The 16,423-nt window shown below is 52.9% G+C and carries 15 protein-coding genes; 3 read left to right on the forward strand and 12 right to left on the reverse strand.

The features are described 5' to 3' along the window. Positions 1 to 279 precede the first annotated feature (279 nt). The 5 genes from ACZ46I_RS05410 to ACZ46I_RS05430 all read right to left on the reverse strand — a co-directional run bounded on the left by ACZ46I_RS05410 (position 280) and on the right by ACZ46I_RS05430 (position 6,608). Positions 280 to 840 carry a DUF6624 domain-containing protein gene (locus tag ACZ46I_RS05410; RefSeq protein WP_464281692.1) on the reverse strand — a complete coding sequence of 187 codons (561 nt, stop codon included), beginning with the start codon at positions 838 to 840 and terminating at the stop codon, positions 280 to 282. Positions 841 to 877: 37 nt separating this feature from the next. Continuing rightward, complete coding sequence (locus ACZ46I_RS05415) at positions 878 to 1,588, reverse strand: nuclease-related domain-containing protein (RefSeq protein WP_464281693.1); 711 nt, start codon at positions 1,586 to 1,588, stop codon at positions 878 to 880. A gap of 80 nt (positions 1,589 to 1,668) precedes the next feature. Next, a complete protein-coding gene (locus ACZ46I_RS05420) occupies positions 1,669 to 2,064 on the reverse strand; it encodes a hypothetical protein (protein ID WP_464281694.1) in 396 nt (131 codons plus the stop codon). Positions 2,065 to 2,436: 372 nt separating this feature from the next. Beyond that, entirely contained in the window at positions 2,437 to 5,487 is a 3,051-nt protein-coding gene (locus ACZ46I_RS05425; protein ID WP_464281695.1) for an efflux RND transporter permease subunit, read from the reverse strand. A gap of 2 nt (positions 5,488 to 5,489) precedes the next feature. Continuing rightward, positions 5,490 to 6,608, reverse strand: coding sequence for an efflux RND transporter periplasmic adaptor subunit (locus ACZ46I_RS05430; RefSeq protein ID WP_464281696.1), 1,119 nt, complete (start codon positions 6,606 to 6,608; stop codon positions 5,490 to 5,492). A gap of 183 nt (positions 6,609 to 6,791) precedes the next feature. Here ACZ46I_RS05430 and ACZ46I_RS05435 point away from each other — a divergent pair, with 183 nt between their 5' ends. Continuing rightward, complete coding sequence (locus ACZ46I_RS05435) at positions 6,792 to 7,223, forward strand: MarR family winged helix-turn-helix transcriptional regulator (RefSeq protein WP_464281697.1); 432 nt, start codon at positions 6,792 to 6,794, stop codon at positions 7,221 to 7,223. A 279-nt stretch (positions 7,224 to 7,502) separates the two neighbouring features. Then, on the forward strand, positions 7,503 to 8,591 hold the full coding sequence (locus ACZ46I_RS05440) for an alpha/beta hydrolase (protein ID WP_464281841.1): 1,089 nt from the start codon (positions 7,503 to 7,505) through the stop codon (positions 8,589 to 8,591). Between the two features lie 54 nt (positions 8,592 to 8,645). On the opposite strand, the gene ACZ46I_RS05445 is transcribed toward ACZ46I_RS05440, so the two are convergent. The 6 genes from ACZ46I_RS05445 to ACZ46I_RS05470 all read right to left on the reverse strand — a co-directional run bounded on the left by ACZ46I_RS05445 (position 8,646) and on the right by ACZ46I_RS05470 (position 14,968). Next, positions 8,646 to 9,647, reverse strand: a complete 1,002-nt coding sequence (locus ACZ46I_RS05445; protein ID WP_464281698.1) for a transposase — start codon at positions 9,645 to 9,647, stop codon at positions 8,646 to 8,648. Between the two features lie 439 nt (positions 9,648 to 10,086). Then, complete coding sequence (locus tag ACZ46I_RS05450) at positions 10,087 to 10,497, reverse strand: hypothetical protein (RefSeq protein WP_464281699.1); 411 nt, start codon at positions 10,495 to 10,497, stop codon at positions 10,087 to 10,089. Positions 10,498 to 10,554: 57 nt separating this feature from the next. Further along, the gene (locus ACZ46I_RS05455) at positions 10,555 to 11,532 is read right to left on the reverse strand and encodes a PIN domain-containing protein (RefSeq protein WP_464281700.1); all 978 of its coding nucleotides are present in this window, start codon (positions 11,530 to 11,532) and stop codon (positions 10,555 to 10,557) included. Between the two features lie 67 nt (positions 11,533 to 11,599). After that, positions 11,600 to 12,271: a hypothetical protein gene (locus tag ACZ46I_RS05460; RefSeq protein WP_464281701.1), complete on the reverse strand. Its 672-nt coding sequence runs from the start codon at positions 12,269 to 12,271 to the stop codon at positions 11,600 to 11,602. A 79-nt stretch (positions 12,272 to 12,350) separates the two neighbouring features. Next, the gene (locus ACZ46I_RS05465) at positions 12,351 to 13,577 is read right to left on the reverse strand and encodes a hypothetical protein (protein WP_464281702.1); all 1,227 of its coding nucleotides are present in this window, start codon (positions 13,575 to 13,577) and stop codon (positions 12,351 to 12,353) included. Positions 13,578 to 13,675: 98 nt separating this feature from the next. Beyond that, positions 13,676 to 14,968, reverse strand: coding sequence for a hypothetical protein (locus tag ACZ46I_RS05470; protein ID WP_464281703.1), 1,293 nt, complete (start codon positions 14,966 to 14,968; stop codon positions 13,676 to 13,678). 204 nt (positions 14,969 to 15,172) lie between these two features. Here ACZ46I_RS05470 and ACZ46I_RS05475 point away from each other — a divergent pair, with 204 nt between their 5' ends. Next, positions 15,173 to 16,138 carry an integron integrase gene (locus tag ACZ46I_RS05475; protein ID WP_464281704.1) on the forward strand — a complete coding sequence of 322 codons (966 nt, stop codon included), beginning with the start codon at positions 15,173 to 15,175 and terminating at the stop codon, positions 16,136 to 16,138. 84 nt (positions 16,139 to 16,222) lie between these two features. Here ACZ46I_RS05475 and ACZ46I_RS05480 read toward each other — a convergent pair whose 3' ends face one another. After that, positions 16,223 to 16,399, reverse strand: coding sequence for a hypothetical protein (locus ACZ46I_RS05480; protein WP_464281705.1), 177 nt, complete (start codon positions 16,397 to 16,399; stop codon positions 16,223 to 16,225). Positions 16,400 to 16,423: the final 24 nt, after the last annotated feature.

Genomic DNA, 16,423 nt, shown 5'->3' on the forward strand with positions numbered 1-16,423 from the left:
CAGCAATGGATGAAACGAATTGTCTCTGTGAGGAGTGACCTTGCAGGGGAGCGTGACTCTCTGCAGCGCCGAAAAAAGCCTCTGACGACAAAGTGGGCGGATCTTGACAGCCTGGGAATGTAGTTTGTGTAGACACTTTTGTCAACATGAATAGTCGTGTGGCTTGTGGCTCAAGGAGTTATTCTGACGCTTCAGTTGGAAAAAAGCAAACGCGGCAACGGGCAGGCAGTTTCGGGTCGCCGGTATTCGCCTGGAGGGGAACAGGTGCAGGCGCTTGGGTCAGCCGGTATCGCACTTTTTCGTGTTGGCACTGCTGGCGCGACGCTTTCGCTCCTGCTCAGCCATTTGATTCTGGCGTTCCTCAAGGGAGTTCAGCCCGAGGCGCGCACGGCGTTCATCAACCGCAGCAGCATCCTCAATGGGCAATGGTATCGGCCAGCCGTTTTCGTCAACATCAAACTGCGTTCCGTAGTACTGTGGCCGACCAGATAACGTCCGCACCCGATCGTGAAGGAATGCCAGCTGCCAGCCAGGCGCATCTGCTCTTGCAACGGCATCTTCCAGAAGGACGGCACACTCCGCCATGAATTGCGGATCTGAAACGGAATGCTGGACGATGAGCCATGCCGCCTTGGCGGCTTCTTCCCCGACCAGTGAAATGCCGGGCCAGCCGTGGCAGTCAATAATCTCTTTCAGGCGGGAAGTATTCCGCTCATGCAGGGCTTTCATCCGGGGGTGATACGACTCAGAAGGGAGCTCGCCGGAGTCGAAAAGCTGCTGCAGTACGTGCTGATCCTCCTTCATCATGGCGATCAGTTCATCGGCAGGATGGTGATACATGGGTTCCTTCCACTGTGCCGTTCGGGACTCTTTCGTTTTATGAGCGGCTTGAAGGCGCCATCGTGGCGAGATTATGCGCCATTTGATCAAGGTTTTTCGGTGTATATTTCGGCTTGTGGCGAAGGATATGCTCCGTCAGGCTCGTGTACTGCAACACGGGAGTAGAGAACTTTCCGTGCAACTCTAACCGGCTCTCTGTGTTTGAGAAGAAGACGATGCCTTCCAACCAGGTTGCATATCCACGTTTTTTTGTAAACTGGTTCAGTGCCCAGATCTGCCGTTTCAATTGCCTGATTGGATTTCTCATGGAGGCAGTGTAGGGGGTACCATTTCTTCCTATCTTGTGCTGAATCCATTCTCTGTCTTCTTCTGAGCCAGTTATTGTGCCGTTATGATTCTTGACCTCAATCACGAAAACTCCATTTGGACCTAGCACAATAAAGTCGAGTTCGGTGTAACCGGTTCTTGACTGTTCATTTGGCACAGGGATTTGATTGAAAATAGTGTAAGAGTCTGGAAGAGCAGAAAGAATACTGAGAGTAGTGTCTTCACCAGCTGCACCAGCCCGTTTGGTAGCTCCAGTATTCAGGAAAATGATAAGAAATACTGCCAGAAGGAACCACCAGAAGCCCGGAAAAAGAAGGAGCAGGATGAGGGTTACAGGAGTCCCTATAAGCAATATGCGCTTTCGAGCTTGGCTCGCTTCCGTTGAGAGTCGGTTTGTGGTGACATATTGTGTATTTGCCATGCTGGCTCCAGTCCGTATTTCTTCATACCATGAGCGGTGAGAACCACCTCTTTGAGTGAGTCGGGTTATGTCAGTTTCGCTTAGTGAGCTCCTGTGGCACTGGCAACGCCTTGTTTCTCATTATGATTTTCAGCGAAAGAGGCACTCGAATATGTGGCGTGCTGCTGGCCAAGTTCTCTTGCCTTTGTCAACATCGTTTTTTGTGCATCGTAGAGATCCGCTGTTTCTGAGAAAAAAGCCTTTCTCCACTTCGCGATATCATGGTCGCGCTCTTCAAGTAACCGGCGGCTTTCAGCATGGCGTTCATTGTTTCGATGTTTGATAAAGCCAGCAACGGTGAGGGCAATTGAAAAAATCAGAAATGCAGCTGCAACGGCAAGGTATGTGTTCGAAATGGTTTTATTGCTCTCTGCCTCGATGAGATGTACGAAAATCAGTGGAGTTACGATAGAAATTGCTAACCAGAAAAAACGCATAGAATCTCCCATGGAAATATTTTTTTGATAAATTGCAGACGAAATTAAATGCTGTTGGTGTGAAGCTCCTGGCGCAGAAATCCTTGCAGTGAAAAGTTGCAAGAACAGCACACTTGATATTGAGCGAAACATTTTCGTTGAAATGTAGTCTGAGTTTGCACTTGAGTCAACTTTAAAGGTTGCGTGGATAGTTATTCAATGAAGGTAGCGTCGCTGCCTGTTTTGACTTGGAATAACGAAAGCCCTTGGTCACGATAATATAAACATGCGGAAAGAGATTGCAGGCCCCTTTTCTTGGGCACTCTCAAGGCCACATTCACTGCAAAACTTTCACCTGGTAATGTCACGCACATAATTCCCGCTCCGTTCCTGTCATCTGGCCCTCCAGCGCTTCGCTGAGAGGCGCTGAACGAGGTCGTCAACTATCTCATAGAGCACCGGGATCACCAGCAGGCTCAGGAAGGTGGAGGTGATGAGGCCGCCGATCACGACAATGGCCATCGGCGCGCGGAAGCTTGGGTCGGCGCCGAAGCCCAGGGCAATGGGCAGCATTCCGGCGCCCATGGCCAGCGAGGTCATCACGATGGGACGTGCGCGTTTGCGGCAGGCGTCCAGCAGTGCGTCAAGCCGGGCCAGGCCATGATCACGCTGTGCCATGATGGCGTATTCGACCAGCAGGATGGAGTTTTTGGTGGCGATACCCATCAGCATGACCATTCCGATCATGGCGGGCATGCTGAGGTGGGTGCCGGTCAGGAACAGCGCCAGAATCGTCCCCGGAATGGACAGCAGCAGTGCCCCGAGGATGGTCACTGGTTGCGCCCAGGCATGGAACATCAGTACCAGTACGATGTAGATGCAGGCCACGCCTGTGCCCATTGCCAGCAGGAAGCTCCGGCCCAGTTCGTTGGATGTTTCCGCCTGACCGATGTCGTGCCTTGTCAGGCCCGGTGGCAGGTGCGACAGGCTGGGCAGCGCGCTGGCGCGCTGCTGTACATCGCCCAGGGCCTGGCCGTCCAGCTCGATTTCGAAATTCACGTTGCGCAAGCGGTCGAGGCGGTTGATCTGCGCCGGACCGCTGGTGATTTCGATGTCCGCCACGTCACGCAGTGGTACCGGGCCCCACGCGCCCGGTACCGTGAGTTGGCGCAGCAGTTGGAGATCCCGCGTGGCTTCGTCGGACAGCCGCACGATGATGGGTATCTGGCGCTGATCGAGGTTTAATTTGGGCAGGAACTGATCGTAGTCGCCTTGCGTTGCCACGCGCAGGGTTTCCGCGATGGCATCGGTGTTCACCCCCAGGTCTGCCGCTCGCGCGGTGTCCGGGCGCACAATCAGCTCGGGACGCTGCAGGCCTGCGCTGCTGGTTACCTGGCCGATTCCGGCCAGTCCGCGCAGTTCCTGCTCCACGGTGGCCGCGTGCTGCGCCAGCAGCTCGCTGTCCTCGCCGGAGAGCGCCAGGGTATAGCTTTCGCCCGCGGCCATCTTGATGCGCGCACCGGCAACCGCGTGCAGGCGCGTGCGCAGTTCGCGCTCTATGTCCTGCTGGCTTACGCCCGGGCGTTCCTTGCGTGGTGTCAGGTTCAGTGTCAGCTGGGCTGTGCGGGACTCGGCGGCACCGCTCATGGGGTTGTCTCCCGCACTGCCGCCGCCGATGGCGGTGTAAACCTGCTCTACATGCGGGTGTGTTGCCACGATGGCGCGCGCCTCATCGGCGATCGCTCGCGTCTGCGCGTAGGTGCTGCCCGGCGGCAGCTCGACGCTGATCATGGTCTGGCTCAGGTCGCTCGGCGGCATGAAGTCACCTTTGATGGCGCCCGTGAGCAATGGCACGCTGCAGACGAGGATGAAGGCCGCTGTGATTGCCAGCGTGGCGCTCTTGTGGGTGAACGCCCAGCGCGCGACCCGCAAGTACGTTGGTATCCAGAAAGGCTCGACATGGGGACGGGTGGGTTTCTTCAGCAGGTAGGCCGCCATCATCGGCGTGAGCAGCCGTGCCACGGCCAGCGAGATGAGTACGGCGATGGAGGCCGTCCAGCCGAACTGTACGAAAAACTTGCCGGCCAGGCCCTGCATGAAGGCGGTGGGCAGAAAAACGGCGATCAGGGTGAAGGTGGTGGCGACGACCGCCAGCCCGATTTCGTCGGCGGCCTCGCGCGCCGCCACGAGGGGCTCCTTGCCCCGCCCCATATGACGCATGATGTTTTCGACCTCGACGATGGCGTCATCCACCAGAAGGCCGATCACCAGTGACAGGGCCAGCAGCGTGATGATGTTCAGCGTGAACCCCATCCACTGCATGAACAGGAAGGTGGGAATGATGGACAGGGGCAAGGCTACCGCGCAGATGAGGGTGGCGCGTAGGTTGCGCAGAAAGAGACCCACCACCAGCACCGCGAGCAGGGCGCCTTCGATGAGCAGCGACAGGCTGCCCCGGAAATTCTCCAGAACCTGGTCAGTGGCGTTGACGGCCTCGGTGAGTTCGAGGTCGGGGCGTTCCTCGCGCAGCTCGGCAAGTGCCTGGCGCACGCCATGGGCTACGTCCAGGTCGCTGGCGCCGGTGGCGCGAAAGATCTCGAAGCCGACCACTGGCCTGCCGTCGAGGAAGGCGCCACTACGGCGCTCGGCCAGCGTGTCGGTTACGGTGGCGACCTGATCCAGGCGTACGACCTGGCCATCGGGCAGGGGGATCTCCATCGCTGCCAGTGCTTCGGCGGAGGACACCGTGGCGACGGTGCGCACCGTTTGTTCGCCGCTGCCCAGCCGGGCACGGCCGCCCGGGGCTTCGCGCTGCACCTGGGCGAGCTGCCGCGAAATATCGGCGGCGTTCAGGCGCCATGCCAGCAGTCGATCCGGGTCCAGTTCCACCCGCACTTCACGGCTCGCGCCGCCCACACGGATAATTGCGCCGACACCGGGCACAGCGAGCAGACGCCGGGTAATCTGATCTTCCACGAACCACGACAAGGCTTCCTCGTCCATACGCGAAGACGCCACCGTGTAGGTCAGGATCGCCTCGTTCTTGAACTCGATGCGGCTGATGACGGGATCGCGCAAGGCGGCAGGCAGATCGCCCCGCACCCTGGCCACGGCGGCACGGGTGTCGTCCAGAGCCTCCTGGGGCGGCTTCTCCAGGCGGAACTCTGCCGACACCGTGGCTACGCCATCCTGCACCACCGTATGCAGGTGTCGCAGCCCTTTCATGGTGGCCATGGCGTTTTCCAGTTTGCGTGCCACTTCGGTTTCCATCTGCGCCGGGGCTGTGCCGGGCAGGCTGGCCACCACAGTCACCATGGGCAGATCCACGTCCGGGAAGTGCTGGATTCTGGCACCATGGAACGCGAAGAGGCCCGCCACCGTGAGCATGGCGAACAGCAGGATGGCCGGGATCGGGTGGTGGATCGACCAGGCGGAGACGTTCATGCTCACTCCTTCAGCGCGGGATATGTATTTGGGCCTGCGGTCGCGAGGCGTACCGTCACGCCATCGGACAGGAAGCCCACACCGGACTCGACGACCGGCGTGTCAGCGTCGATTCCCTCGCGGATTTCCACCCGGTCATCACGCCGGGCGCCCAGGGTGACCTTCTGCTGCCGCACCTGGCTGCCTTCGATGCGAAAGACATAGCTGAAGCCGTCGCGCAGCAGGACAGCGGTTTCCGGCAGCGTCAGCACCCGGTGCTGCGCCAGCAGAAATTCGCCGCGTGCGAACAGCCCGGCGCGCACCAGCGCTGAAGGATCAATATCCACGTACACAATGCCGGTGCGCGTGTGCGGATCAACCTGCGGCGAAACCCTGCGCACGCGCCCTTCAACAAACTGTGGAGCACCGAATGTGATGCGAACAGCCTGACCAGGTGCAATCTGCGCAAGCTCCGGGCCAGGCAGCTCGGCACGCCACTCCAGCCGGCCCTGGCGCTGCAGGCGCATGAGTTCCGCTCCGGCCTGCACAAGCGCGCCTTCGACGGCGGGTCGGGCGCTGATTACCCCCTCGTCCGGGGCGCGCACCTCGGTATACGCCAGACGCAGCGAATCCGCCTGCACCCGCGCGCGGGCGGCAGCCAGGCGCGCCTGTGCCGTATCGGCAGTGGACAGGGCCTGGTCGAGGGCCTGGTCAGATAAGACATTGGTGCGCTGCAACGCCCGTGCACGATCGGCGGCACGCTGCGCCTGGGCGGCATCGACCTCGGCCTCTTGAAGTGCCGCGCGACCGGCGTTCAAGTCCGCTTCAAGCGTGCCGGGGTTGAGCTGCGCCAGAAGCTGCCCCTTTTCCACCCGATCGCCGACATCGACCAGCAGGCGTGACAGCCGCTGTCCGCCAATTTCCGCGCCGATGATGACCTCCTGCCAGGCGGCGATGCTGCCGACGGCGTGCAGGGTTTGTGGCCACTGCTGTGCCGTGGCAAAGGTGCGCTTGACCGTCAGCACCGGTGCCGCAGAGGTGGGTGGGAGGGAAGGAACAGCACTGCGCATGGCCACAAGCAGCGCGACACAGGCGGCGAAAAGGCCAGCGACGACGAAGATGGTGACGAGGTGACGCTTCATGGTTGAAATATCCACTGATCGGTGGGACTCGAAGTGGCGAGGACGCACTCGCACCGCTTGGCTGTGGCTTTCATGGGGTTCTCCTTCGGCGAAAACGCAAGTCAATGATTCGCATTACGAACCTATTATTGACTCGTATTGCGAACTATGTCAAGGTGAATTGCGAAACGAAAGGAGAAATCCATGGAACAAACCCCTCCATCCAACGAGGAACTGGCCGACGCACTTGTAGTAAGTTCCTTTGTCACGATGGCCGTCATCAATAAGATCGGTGCCGAAAACGACCTGTCCCTCTCGATGATTCGCGTCCTGGGAATATTGTGGGATCGGCGCCCGCGCATGGCCGAACTCGCCGAATACCTCGGTCTGGAGAAACAGACGATGTCGGGACTGATCGCCCGAGCAGAGAAGCGGGGGTTGGTGGCGCGAGCGCCAAATAAAGAGGATGGAAGAGCGACGGATGTGTTCCTGACGAGTGACGGAGCCGAGCTTGTAAAGCGGGTACGTGCCCAGGGCCAGCAGGCACTGGCACCGATCATCGAAGGACTCAGCGCACCGGATCAGCAGCTTCTCCAGGAACTGCTTCTGCGCATGCTCGAAAGCCGGAAGGGCTGACAGCCTGCTGAAACACCAGAAATCAAGCAGGCGATGGGAAGCTCAGGCAAGGGAGTTCTTCCGAAATTATTTGGATGTCCTGTTCGTGATGAAATCACGAAACACAGAAAAGAAGAGGGGGTTGGTGTGTTTCGCGCCCGTTTGCTACGCTCATTCAAGACACGGAGTCACCATGGAGATACGTTTATGAATCGGCAGATCCGCTCCCTTGTTTTCATGTTCGTGTTTGTGGCCACTGGGCTGCTGGGAATGGCAATGGGGTGTTCCGCCCAAACGGATATTGCTGTACCCACAACTCACCTTTCGGCTTTTCAGGCTTATACCGAAACGACACGGCAGTTGCTTGGAGCACAGCGCAGTTTTCAGACGGAAAATCCGCTCCATGAAATCGAGTGGAATGCTCCCTTTGAGCTCCACCCGCCCGCGCCAACCACCAAAGCCATCCTGCTGGTGCATGGCCTGGGCGATTCACCCTGGTCTTTCACCGATGTGGCGCACCGTCTTGCTGAACAAGGCTATGTGGTACGCACGCTGCTGCTGCCTGGACACGGCACCCAGCCCGCCGACCTGATCGGCATTCGGCTGGAAGACTGGCAACAACTGGTGCGTGAACAGATCAGCTTGCTGCAACGGGATTTTCCAGACGTCTGGCTGGGCGGCTTTTCAACCGGTGCCAACCTGGTGCTCGAATACGCCCTGGATGACCCTCAGATTCAGGGCCTGGTGCTGTTCTCCCCCGCGCTGCGTTCGAACGAGCTGTTTGACTGGGCCACGCCCTGGCTCGTACATATTAAGCCCTGGCTGCTTTCCCCTGAGAGGCACCCGCTGCAATCACCGCTTCGCTACCACATCGTACCCACCAACGGCCTGGCACAGTTTTACCGCAGCAGCGTGGCGGTGCGCAAAAGCCTGAAGGGTCGAACCTTCGACCGCCCAACGGTCATTGTGCTGGCCCAGCATGATTCGGTCGTCGATGTGCGTTATGTACGAAACGTCTTTGAACGCCATTTTACCCATGCTTCCAGCCGCTTGATCTGGTATGGGAACCCCCCGCCCAGATCAACCTCTTCGGCACGTGTGCTGGTGCGCACCGATGTGTTGCCCCAGGAGCGCATCAGCCAGTTTTCGCACATGGGCATCCTGTTCTCACCTCAGAATCCGCTGTATGGGCGGGATGGCAGTGAACGCATCTGCTTCAATGGACAGACAGACGAGGACACCGCCCGCTGCCAGGCTGGTGATCCGGTCTGGTATTCCGACTGGGACTACCGTGAGCCGGGCAAGATTCATGCGCGCCTCACCTTCAATCCCTATTTTGATTGGCAGTCGCAGATTATTCAGGAGGTGCTGGCAGTGGCCAGTGATTGAGGCAACAGCTGGCGGTGCCGATAAAATGCAGCGCCTGGGTGTGATATGGCATTTTTATGAAACCATGTCGCCGCAAAACAACCGCCTGGCCGTGCCGCTGCCCCGCACATAGTGCAGCCCCCGCTCCCTGGCCGCATCGCGCAGACAATGGTAGGCTCCCATGAAGGTGGGGAAGCTGCCGCCCTCGCCCCGCATCTGCTTGGTGAAGCGCTCACTGTCTATACCCAGGCGCACCAGAATTGGCGGCGCGTCCTCATCCATGGCGCAGGCCTTGTCAGCCCGCACGTTGCGCGCCGTCCAGTCCACCAATTCCATATAATCCACAGTGGTAAAAGGCAGCAGAGCGTCATCAGTCCCACTGTCATTGAAACCCAGTAAAGGCGGACACTGTGCCCCCGCCTCTTCCCCCAAAGCCTTTCCCCATGCCTCTATGCGCGCCTGGATGGAAGAGAACTCGGAATGCTCCGGTGAATCGGCAATCCCCGCCCGTATGGCATTCAGATCCACATAGGCCATACACGTCAACAGACCGTATTCATCCAGCAGCGCCTGGGTGCGAAATCGCCCCTCCCAGAAACGCCCCTTGCAGTTATCCTCTTTATTGGCCTGCCGGGCAATCCACTCATTCAGACTGCGCATAAACCAGGAAATATCATACAGGCGGGGCCGAATATCCCGAATCAAAGCCGCCAGCATCTGCTCCTGCACCGTGCTGAGCCTCTGCCCCGCCAGGAACATCCTGATCAGCGGATTACCGGAAAAAAGCACATTCCAGCGCCCAAGCACCTCATGGTCAGACATCGCCTCCACCCGCTCCCGGTCAACCCGCAGCACCAGATGGTAGTGGTTGCTCATCAGAGCGTAGGCGCAGATATCAATGGCAAAGACCTCAGTCAGCACCCCAAGCCGATCCAGAATCCACTGCTTGCGATGATCAAAACTCTGCCCTGTCACGCTGTCGGTGCCACACAGAAAGGCCCTCCGCACGCAGCGACTGACGCAGTGATAGTAGGGCGTGGAATCCAGGGCAATAATCTGACTTCTGGCAATGGTCATGTGGCACCTCCTGCTGGGAGTTTGGTGGTTGAGTGTATCGGGCATATGGCGGAATCATCAAGGACAAAGTGGGTGTCCTTTAGTTCTGCTCGGAACGAACTTGAGCGACTTGTTATGTGGGCGGGGTGAACGATCGCCTGGGCTGCCCCAACCGCCCGGCCGAAGCCGCTTGCGGAAACAGCGACGACTCGGAACCTACCACTTGCCGCGATGTTGCCGGCTCGGACCGCCGCGGAAACAGCGACGGCCCGGCGACCCTCAGGCTGGATGTTTCCTGGCACTGAACTGGACGAGCCCACCGCCCTGCTTCTCCGAACTAGCCGGAGCCTCGATTCCAGGGTTTGGCCGGGATGCTGCTGCCTTTTCACCAGAACACACATAACGCCAAGCTCAGCCGAGGAAGGCCGCATCGCGGCCTGACGTCGGCTGGAGCGACGTGTTATGCGTGTCTTCCACGACGGCCCACCAACCAGACGATTGCGGAGTACAAGGCAAACTCAACTAGCCCGCCAAGGAACCATAGTCCGGCAAGAATGCCTGGGATTGGGTACACGAAATACTGATTTGCGTTAACCAGAACTCCAGCAAGTACTGCAAAAAATAATCCATGGATCAAACTTTCGGTTAAAGTCCCACTTCTGAGCCACTTGCTATAACTAACAACAAAAAGAGTCGCCATGCCAATAGTGATAAGGAGGGATAAAAGTACTTTTTCCGACATATCAGGACGCCGAAGTTCAGCAATCATGGCATTTTGATCAGCGATAAGAACCATATGAAACAGGCCATTCCAAATCATGGCTGTGACAAAAATTAGAGCCACTGAAACGATGCATCGCTTAATACTCACTGTGCCCTCCTATTCGCATAACGCCGCATTCAGCGGCTTGTCCGCTGCAATGTTTTGTTAAGCATCATCGTCGCTTGGCTCACAAGCTGACAACTCTTCTTTGAGCTGTTCCAAAAGCTCATTTTCCAGGTGAGCGCCATGACTTTCAATGAGGTTACTATAGAATTCATAGACGTCCGAATCACAGATAATCCAATTTATTTGGCTATTGCTAATTGCAACCTGAGCTAGCTCGTTTGCTTGCGACTTATTAAACTCAGCATATTTAGACAGCTTAGATATTGATGAATGAGTTGATGCAAAGTTACTACTATTAACAAGGGCCTTAATCGCCAACTCTTTTTCAAGCTCCGTTGCCAATTTAATTTCTGGATAGTGCTCTTTGAAGAACTGTGAAAGCCGCCTATAAAAATGCACTTGGGATTCTTTCTTCTCAGACCATTCATCACTCAGAAATTCTTTTATTACATTTTCATCAAGGACAGAATAGTAATCTTTGTCGTCCGCAACCAAGTGTAACGGCTCTCCATTTGTCACAGACTCCAATAAACCTTCCCAATTAATTGCATCCCCCAGAGAACCATCTTTCCCAGGTGGATTACGTACATCCATTCTGAACCTTGCTTTTTCTATCAAGCTAGAATCCGTACTGATGATAGTTGCTTTCCCAAAAAGCTCCGTTATCTTTTCGTCTGCCTTTAGGCTTCTTGATGCAACATCGTCAGAGACTTTTTTAATAAGAGACGACAAATGCTTTTCATATTCTTTTTGGAGTTCACGTATTACTGGATATTCTTCATAATCCTTACATATCTGCGGAAACTGGGGCTTTTTCTTTTGCTCTTGAAGTTTCTTTACGGCTTCCGATATTTTGTTTTCTCTGTTCCTTTTGAATTCATCCTTTACCTGTTCAGTCAGCCAAAGCTTTACGTCTCCTTTCTCGAGAAGTACCGCCAGTTTGTGTATCTCTTCAAGATCATCGTTTGAAAGATGGTAAAACGAAAGATATACATTTGTATCTATGAATAGGTTCAATGCTTACTCCAAGCTATTCTTGATGCTTAACGCTCGCCATCACGCGCTTGTCGCGTGCATGGCATTGTTAGGCAAGCGCATCTTCTCTACGCCATGCTGCATCCTCAAATGCCTCAAACATATCGGACACGCCTGTAAACGCTTCTCTCAAGCTAATCCCTCGAAGATCTTCCTCTATCTCATTCCATTTTCCGTGAGCAAAGTTATTTCTTATTGAGCGGAAAGTCCCAACTCGTGAAATAAACTCTTCAATATTTTCCACCTCAAGCCCACAACTAACGAGATGATGCGAATAAAACTGGATATCACTCATTCTGCGATCCGCCTTTTTGGGGGAGCCTCTAAAGAGGCTTATCGCTATATGCTTCAACCCCCACTCGGTAAAACTAGCTAAAAGAACGATCGGCGCAGCCTTTGCAAAGATAGCTACATTATCTTCCCAAGCTGGAATTTGCTCCGAAAGATAATCGAAAACTTCAGCTCCTGAGGCTTTGTCCTCAGTGGCGCGATCATGTTCCGCTTGAAGTTCGCTTAGCTTAGTTTCCGAGGCCACAAGCTGATTGAAACAATAATCGTTAAGTTGACCCAGTCTGTCGAAAAGAACCCAGAATGGTTCCCAAAACCGATCTGGTTGATAAATGTAGAGCCCGTCAGCAATAAGCCTCCCCGACTCGTCCTCTACAAACGACCTAGCCCAAAACAAACCATATTTTTCAGCAGTGACTAGTTCAGCATCCATGATTAGCCTTTCTGCCTAACGCCTTGCTCACCGGAAAATTAGGAGTGAAGCGAGTAATTTTTCCGAGTGCAGCAACTTGTTAGCCTAAATTTAGTATGTAGCTGTATGGATTTCTCTTTCTATTGTTAAGCGCTGATATCGAAGTGACAATATCTTTAGCTCCTTTAGTAGATAAGAAAGTCCCTTCAGCAGCGGCCAGCACACACATAGACTCAATAGCTCCCAGCCCCGCATAAAAGCTTGTCGATAGCGTTGGAATTGCAACTCCAACACTTTGTATAAACAGCTTACCCAAAGATTTTTCTATATTTTTCTCGAATTCATCATTTGATGCAATCAACTCAGGCATCAGCTCTTTATCGATAATCTTGTTTAGTTCGTACGATCTATTATTTGACAGGTGATCAATATTCGCAAGAAGTTCATTCACTTTAATATTATAGCGCTCAAGCTTTGAATGATTTTCATCTCTATATTTAATTATATCTTTGAAGCTTAAGTTTTTTAGTGCATCGTCAGAGATTATTTTATCGAATATAGAGAAACTCAGTTCTTGATAGCTATTGCCAGCTACATTCGGCGAGTCAGATTCATTAATATTGAACGCCCTCTGTATTTTTTTAGATAGTAGCGTTGAATGAACTGAGCTGTCTGTAAAAGGTGTATACCCATAGAGCTCACTTAACAGCAGCATTTCATTTATTCTTAGACTTGATGCATGGGAGAATGGAAGTCTATAGGAATTCAATAAAACATGCGGGCTTCCCCCTATTACAAACTTATATCGTTTTTTTAAATGCTCCAATGCCTTTTCAGGTGTTGCTTCGGGGTAACGGAACTCAGCAAATCTTCGAAGTTTTTCAGGTATCTTCGAGTAATCCCCGCATGCCCAAACAATATTATGCAAGCTAATTGCTTCACTATATGTGCCTGCCCCAGGATAAAACTCCTTAATTAAAGAAGGTGGAAGTCTTTCATATAATATGCTCCAGTCGTCTGACGAATGATTAATAGCTGTTTCGAAGAAGGAATCATCACCGATATCACTTTTTATGTTTGAAGTTAGCAGATGATCGTACTTAATAAGTTCCTCAGTAGGGTTGATAATCTCTATTGCACACTCCTCTTCGAGTTCCGCGTATACTTTTTCCAGTTTTTCAGGGTTGCCACCACTATGGCCTAATAATTCGCTTCGCATGAATTGAGGCTGGCTGTCAGCAAATACAATTCCTTCAAAGAATAGAAGAGCCTTCTTGAGATGATTTTCTGAAATACATCTTGAAAAAGGAAAATAAATACATTTCACGGAGGCATATCCTTATATATGCTAACGCTTGGCACAGCGGACGTTTTGAAGCGACGAAGGAGCGGAAAAGCGTTCCGCCTGCTGCCACTTGTTAGGCTTTATATTATTAATAAGTCTTCGGATTTTGGAGTTCCTTTTGCTTCAATTACCGCGTCAAAAAAAACACCATGCTTTCGTATCCCTACGGCAGGTGACCCTAGATCATTACAGTAAATACTGCCATCCTCATCCTTTTTTGACTGCAAATACAAATCACCTTTTTGAAAAAAATAATAGCTTGGCGGCAGCTCAGCGCTCTGCCCACTTTCCAAATCTATGATTTTAACAGGAGACTGATTTTGTGAAAAACATCCAACGGGAATGTTCATTTTAAAATGGTCAGCGCCATTCATTTTTAACGCATATCTTGGAGATGCAACAAATTTAAAGCAGTGATTTAGTAGTGAGTTGTTATTTTCGTCTCTGACATAGCTTGGCTGATAGAAAATGATGCAATCAACACCTCCACCTTTCTCATCCACAAGCCTGTCAAGCTCTTCAGAGATATAGTCAAAGTCCGCATTTACATGCGTTCTAATAAAAATTACACGAGAGTTGCTTTCATCCTGAGGAGTGTATTTAGATATATTTGCAACAGCATCACGAATCTTTTTCAAATATCTTTTTAGCTCCGACTCTGGCGGTGGGCAGAAAACCTGAACAATATCGGATATATACTTTGAAGAAAGACTGTATTCGCTCGAAGGAAGATCAAAAATATGAATTTTAATTTCCGCGCAAATTTGTAGAGAATTCTGAGGACTGTTTATTTTTAAAGATTTAATTTTATCAATCAACACCTTGAAATCTTCATCAAGCAACACCTTTGTTGACACAATTCTAATGCCAAGTCTTACATGACTAACCCTTAACTTTTCTATCCACTTTATCCTGAGTTTGATGCAGCTCTTCTGAAACTTAATATATTGTTCCGATGAGTCTATATTTTTTACTGACACGAACTGTCTTGTACTATTTGGCAAAGTGACAGAGAAATCATACCCAGAATTGCTTTTCTCCGCCGGAGTTATTTCTGACTTATACAGACTTGACATGCCAGCATACAAAATTTCTGTAAAGAAACCTTGAGATGATGTTGGAGGCTGTTTTTTAATTCTTCCAATTGTAGATTTCAGCCAGTCTGGGGAGCTTTTTTCGAGCTTTATAAGACAAACTCCTAGTGTATATAGCTCGACAGTAGCCAATCGATCAGCCCTAGACCATAATTTTTGAAGTCTATGGTTTTTTTTAGCGTTTAAATAACCATCTCCAAACATCTCAGAAACTGCTTGAAGTGCAAGCGTGGCATCCTCACCCTCCCCAAGATTTGACAAATCCCTACCAGAAAGCATTGTATTTTTTCCTTGTTATTTGGATGCGATGAATTTCACAGTTGCCTAACTACAATTAGGCGTCAAAAGTGATGCTATGCAACTCTTGACTTTTTATCAGTATTGACTGATAAAAATGTACCTGTTAGTTTTGGATGTGTCAACGAGTTTGTTTCTCGAAGTTACCATATCGCTAAGATTTTCGCTCAATATTCGGGGGCATAAATGGGAGAGGAAAAACCACGCCTGTTGGATCTGGTTCGCAGGCAGCTGCGGGTCAAGCACTATGCGTATCGAACTGAGCAGTCGTATGTTGACTGGATAAAGCGCTTTGTATTGTATCACGGTAAGCGTCATCCTGAGACGATGGGTGTTCGTGAGATAGAGGAGTTTCTGACCTATTTGGCGGTGGAGCGGAGTGTGGCGGCGTCCACGCAGAATCAGGCGTTGGCGGCGTTGCTGTTTCTTTATCGCGAGGTGCTGGATATCGACTTACCTCTTGTGGAGGAGGTCACTCGGGCAAAGCGTTCCAGCTACTTGCCGACGGTATTGACCCGCGGTGAGGTCAGTAGGGTGTTCTCCCAGATGGACGGGGTAAATTTGTTGGTGGCGCGTTTGCTGTATGGCTCCGGGTTGCGTCTGATGGAGGCGGTTCGCCTGCGGATAAAGGATGTGGATTTCGAGCGGCGCGAGATTTTGGTGCGTGATGGTAAGGGTGGTAATGATCGGGTTACGATGTTGCCGGATGCGCTGGCTGGTGGTTTACTGGAGCACTTGGATCGGGTGCGGCAAATTTATGAGCAGGATCGCATGGAGGATGTTGCCGGGGTGTATCTGCCGTTTGCCCTGGAGAGAAAGTACCCCAATGCAGGCACGGAGTGGGCCTGGCAGTGGGTGTTTCCGGCTCGCGGGATTTCCCTTGACCCGCGTAGCGATGTCCGCAGGCGCCACCATATTGATGAGCAGCGGGTGCAGCGTGCGGTAAAGCGGGCTGCCGGTCTGGCGGGGATAGGAAAGCGGGTTACTCCCCACGCTTTTCGCCATTCATTTGCCACCCATTTACTTGAATCGGGGTATGATATTCGCACGGTGCAGGAGTTGCTTGGTCACAAAGATGTGAGCACTACCCAGATTTACACCCACGTGCTGAACCGTGGTGGGCGAGGTGTGAGGAGTCCGCTGGATACGTGAGTACTGGTTTTCGCTTTTCTTATTTCCAGTCTTATCCGTGTTCATTAGTGTCCATCCGTGGTTTCAACTCCCCCTCCCCCATCATCACTCTTCCCTGCGCAGCCTGCGTTGCTGGAGCAGGTGCCGCACGCTGAACACCAGTACCAGAACCAGGATGCTTGTGGTAATAATGGGGCTGACCAAAAGCCCAAGGCTGATGGCTGCCATGGTGATGAGGCTTTTGCCAAAACTCCAGCGGGTGCCAACGTAGCGGCGTGCCATTTCGTTCCTTTCTGGGTTTTTGAA

The organism is Desulfurispirillum alkaliphilum, assembly GCF_055378285.1.